Annotated in this window: 5 protein-coding genes and 1 tRNA gene; 1 reads left to right on the top strand and 5 read right to left on the bottom strand. The window is 59.7% G+C overall.

The annotated features are described in order from the left end of the window. On the bottom strand, window positions 1-522 hold a 522-nt coding region (locus Q0288_RS08720), incomplete at its 3' end, for a PIG-L family deacetylase (RefSeq protein WP_299429506.1). 121 nt (window positions 523-643) lie between these two features. Here Q0288_RS08720 and Q0288_RS08715 point away from each other — a divergent pair. Next, a tRNA-Ser gene (locus Q0288_RS08715) sits at window positions 644-733 on the top strand. Between the two features lie 87 nt (window positions 734-820). Here Q0288_RS08715 and Q0288_RS08710 read toward each other — a convergent pair. The 4 genes from Q0288_RS08710 to Q0288_RS08695 all read right to left on the bottom strand — a co-directional run. Further along, the gene (locus Q0288_RS08710) at window positions 821-1,999 is read right to left on the bottom strand and encodes an aminotransferase class V-fold PLP-dependent enzyme (RefSeq protein WP_299429505.1); all 1,179 of its coding nucleotides are present in this window, start codon (window positions 1,997-1,999) and stop codon (window positions 821-823) included. Between the two features lie 11 nt (window positions 2,000-2,010). Then, a complete protein-coding gene (locus tag Q0288_RS08705; RefSeq protein ID WP_299429504.1) occupies window positions 2,011-2,502 on the bottom strand; it encodes a heme-degrading domain-containing protein in 492 nt (163 codons plus the stop codon). Further along, window positions 2,499-3,539: an oxidoreductase gene (locus Q0288_RS08700; RefSeq protein WP_299429503.1), complete on the bottom strand. Its 1,041-nt coding sequence runs from the start codon at window positions 3,537-3,539 to the stop codon at window positions 2,499-2,501. Before Q0288_RS08700 ends, Q0288_RS08705 begins: the two co-directional genes overlap by 4 nt. A 117-nt stretch (window positions 3,540-3,656) precedes the next feature. Then, window positions 3,657-4,332, bottom strand: a 676-nt coding sequence (locus tag Q0288_RS08695) for a vanadium-dependent haloperoxidase (protein ID WP_299429502.1), incomplete at its 5' end; no start/stop codon positions are given.

Genomic DNA, 4,332 nt, shown 5'->3' with positions numbered 1-4,332 from the left:
AAATACCCGGTCAGCCGCTGCCTGCCCCTCCTCCCCCACATCTATATATACCGCCGGTCGGGGAATATCACTGCGGTAGTAGTGCAAGAGCCGCACCGGCTTGCGGTGGGGCTCACCCACCAGCTTGGGTATTCGGCAGAACTTGAGCGCCGAGAGGGTGGCCCAGTAGGTCGCCCGGTGATCGGGGTGCACATCATGGGGGTTCCAGGTCACCACCACCTGCGGTCTCCAGGCAGCAATTACCCTGGCAATGGCCAGCGCCTCTTCCCTGCCCCCGGTCAGGCTCGAGTCTGCAAAGTCGAGAAACTGACCCTCGGCACCCACCATCTCGGCCACTGCATGGCCATGCCCCTCGCGTATTCGCGCTATTTCTTCGGGGAGCATATCGCCAAACTGGCTGGCAAGTTCGCCCCGGGTCAACCAGAGAATCCTGGCCGCATCCCCCCGCAGTACATGCTTGGACAGAGTGCCAGAAACGCCTATTTCATCGTCAGGGTGAGCAAAGACCGCAAGCAAACGCACCCCCAGAGTATATCGCTGTCGTCTCGATTTGGCTTGACGCTCTGGAAATCGCCCTGTAGACTCGTGTCTGCCTGCTGGTGGTATTTCCCACTGGCACGCAGGCTTCCAAGCCTGGCAAGCTGGAGAGGTGTCCGAGTGGTTGAAGGAGCACGCCTGGAAAGTGTGTGTACGGGCAACCGTACCGGGGGTTCGAATCCCCCTCTCTCCGCCAAATTTTGTATCCGGGGCCAGTCGCCCCGGATTTTGAATTGTTTTGTTCGGGCTGGGAGAGCCCTTTCGCGGCCTGTCTATCAGGGTGCTAGGGGTAGGATGCAATTGCTCTGGCGAAGCGCTCAATATCCTCCAGGTCGTTGTACACCTGGGCCGAGACCCGCACCCACAGGCGTTCGCCCATGCTCAGAATGGGGGCCTCGAGCCCGTAGTCGTATAGCAGAGCATACTGCAACCGGGCCGCCTCATCGCGGCTTTGTCCCAGGGTTCGGGGCAGGGGCACGGTAATCATGCAGCCCACCATCTGCTCTGGGGCTGCTGGTTCCGTATTCCAGCGTTGGGTCAGTATCTGGGCCGCCTCCCAGGCCAGGGCATGGTTGTACTGGTGCATGGCATCTACCCCCCATTCCTCCATCAATGCAAGAGCAGCGGGTGCAGACAGGTAGGGCGTGGGGTCTCTGGTGCCCACCCAGTCAAACTCCTGGGTAAAGCCCTGCCCAAGACCCCAGGAAATCACAGGGGGATGCAGGTCTTTTTGCCGCTCTGGGGCCGCCCACAGGATACCGCAGCCTTTGGGGGCCAGCGCCCACTTGTGCAGGTTTCCGGTGTACCAGTCCACGCCCAGGAGGGGAATATGCAGGTTCATCGCACCGGGTGCATGGGCTCCATCGGCCAGCACCAGAACCCCCGCAGCCCTGCAACTTGCCGCCATCTCGGCCAGGGGCAGTATTAGAGCGGTTTCGGAGGTGATGTGATCGAGGATCGCCAGTCGCGTCCTGGGGGTGAGGGCCTGGGCCAACGCAGTCACATATTCGCTCGAGTCCGACACCGGAAAAGGCAGTTGCAGCGTCATCAGCCTGGCTCCACGCGCCTGGGCAGTAAAGGCCGCCGCGTTCACCACCGCCCCATAGGCCAGACTGGTAATCAGGATTTCATCTCCAGGCTGCAAATCCAGCGAGCGCAAAACTGCGTTCACCCCGGTGGTGGCATTGTCCACAAAAACCAGGTCTTGGCCTGCCGCCCCCACAAACCGGGCCACGGCCTCGGCGGCTAGCCGCAGCCTGGGCATCGTCAGGTCAGAACGGCCCGACAAGGCCGAAAGTTCCCGTAAGAGAAAGCGGGCTGGTTGTTGTTCCATCTCTTCCCGCAGGGCTTGCTGGACAGCTAGAACTCTTTTGGGGGTCGCCCCCACGGTTCCATGGTTGAGGTAGGTGATGGCCGGATCGAGCTGCCAGTGCTCGAGCATCCTTCTGCCAAACTGCTTCATGCCCCCTCGCTTCAGGGATCCAGGGCCAGCTCGGCCAGGGGTTGGTTCAGGTATTCGGCCAGCACTTCTACCAACAGCTCGTGGTCTTCGCGCTGGGGCAGCCCGGAAATCGTAATGGCCCCGATACAACCCACGCCCTTGACAAAGATGGGAAAGCTCCCGCCATGGGCGGCGTAATCGCGGGTATCCAGGCCACGCTCCTCGAGGCTGCTTTGTTTGTGCTTGAGCATTAGACCTACCCCATAGGAACTGCGATGAAAGCGCTGGGCCACATTGCGTTTTCGCCGGATCCAGTCAGCGTTGTCCGGGGTGGTGCCGCGCATCGCGTAAAAGAACAGGGGCTGACCAAAAAGGCTAATGTCAATCGCAATTGCGCTGTGCAAGGTCTCGGCAGCCCGCATGAGTTTTTGCCCCAGTTCCCAGGCGGTCTGCGCATCAAACCGATCAAAACGCAGCCGGGCCTCTTGCTCGGCGATACCGGCCAGGTCTTGCTCGATGTTCATACTTCACCCTCCAGGGGAAGTTCACGCCGTTCGGTCGCGCTCTGGATGGCAGCCTCGAGCAGCTCCATAAGCTGCACCGCCTGTTCTGGCAAGATGGGATTAGGCCCCTTTTGCAGGATAGCATCCCGCACCCCTGCATAGAACTGGCGGTAATCGCCAGGTTCGGTGGGGACGGGTTGTGGAGGCTGGTCGGGCAGGTACAACTGGCCTTCTATCGCATCGTGCCCCCATTCTGGTACGCCAGGGCGCAGACCCCGCTTGAGCGCTTCCTCCTGGGGATCCAGTCCGTATTTGATAAAGCTGCCCTGGGTTCCATGAATCTCAAAGCGGGGGTTGTCTCCCACCACCAGCGCACTGGCATGCAGTACTACGCGCAGCCGGGCATAGCGTAGCAACACATGAAAGTAATCGGTCGCCTGAGCGTTGTCACGCTGCCCAGCCATATCGGCATAAACTGCGATGGGAGGGCCAAATAGCAGTAGCGCTTGATCGGCAAGGTGCGGCCCCAGATCGTACCAGAGTCCACTGCCTGGCCCGGCCCGTTCGCGCCAGCGATTGCGCACCTCCGGACGATACCGGTCAAAATGCGATTCAAAATGTACCACCTCGCCCAGGGTTCCAGCCTGTAGCATTCGCTGCACCGTCAGGAAGTCCCCATCCCAACGACGGTTTTGATATACCGATAGCACTTTGTTCCTCTGAGTAGCCAGGCTGGCCAGGGCTCTGGCCTCACTGGCGCGGATGGTAAAAGGCTTGTCCACCACTACATGCTTGCCTTCTTGCAGAGCATGCTGGGCCAGGTCAAAGTGGGTCTGGTTGGGGGTAGCAATTACCACCAGATCAATCTCGGGATGGGTAATCACCTCCTCAGCCGTCTGACTCACCCAGATGTCGGGCCAGTCCGACTTGACTTTTTCGGGCTGGCTGCTGGCAACCGTCACCAGCCGCAAACCCGGAACGCTTCTAATCACCGGCGCATGAAACACTTGACCTGCAAAGCCATAGCCAATCAGTGCAACATGAATAGGAAGGTTCATGTGGCCTCCTCTGCCCGAAGGCGCTCAGGCAGCTTCGTTTGTTATAGTTTATACATTATTGGTATAACGTCTACTTATCGGTGAAAACCAGGCTCGGGTTGGCCGAGAATATCACCCTTATGGCTTTTGCAGTATTTCCAGTACTTGCCTGGCCACACGCTCCCCCAGATCCAGTCCCCCACTGCCGTCCATAAACCAGTGGATTCCGGCAATGATACGCGAATAGGAAGCTTCTTTTGCCATGTGATCCCAGGTTTGGGACTCACTGGGGAAGAAGGCGGTCAGGATGGTGGCCGCAGCTCCGCTTACCGTTGAATGACCCGAAGGATAGGCGGGAAAACGAGGCGTGCGCAAATAGGGCTGCCAGCGTTTGTCAAAGGTGGCTACCCACTGGTTGGGGCGGGCTGTGTAGTACAAAAACTTATCGCGCCAACAAGCAATAAATGAGTTGTGCATAGCGACATTAAGTGCTGCCAGGATCGCAACCGCATCCTCCGCCTGAGTTTTGTGTTTGTGTAGGATCTCGAGGGCAGCTTCCTGCCATAACCCCGCAGGCGTGACCGTACCGGGGTCCCCAGCCCACTTATCGGCAATCCGTCGCCCATCGTCGTCCAGCTTCGTTTGCTCGATCCAGAACAAAGCGCGCTCGCGCTCATATGCGGGGGAGTCCCAGGCTGGAGGCGGTTGTGAGCGGGCTAGCCGGGCCAGAGTGATTCCAATCGGAGTCACGTTACCCCAGCCCGGCTCGGTAGCCGGGCGGCCCAGAGGCCATATCCAGACCCCCGGGGCAGGG

Origin of the sequence: uncultured Meiothermus sp. (assembly GCF_937863175.1) — a bacterium.
GTDB lineage: Bacteria > Deinococcota > Deinococci > Deinococcales > Thermaceae > Meiothermus.
This window is presented reverse-complemented; position numbering and strand designations above follow the sequence as displayed.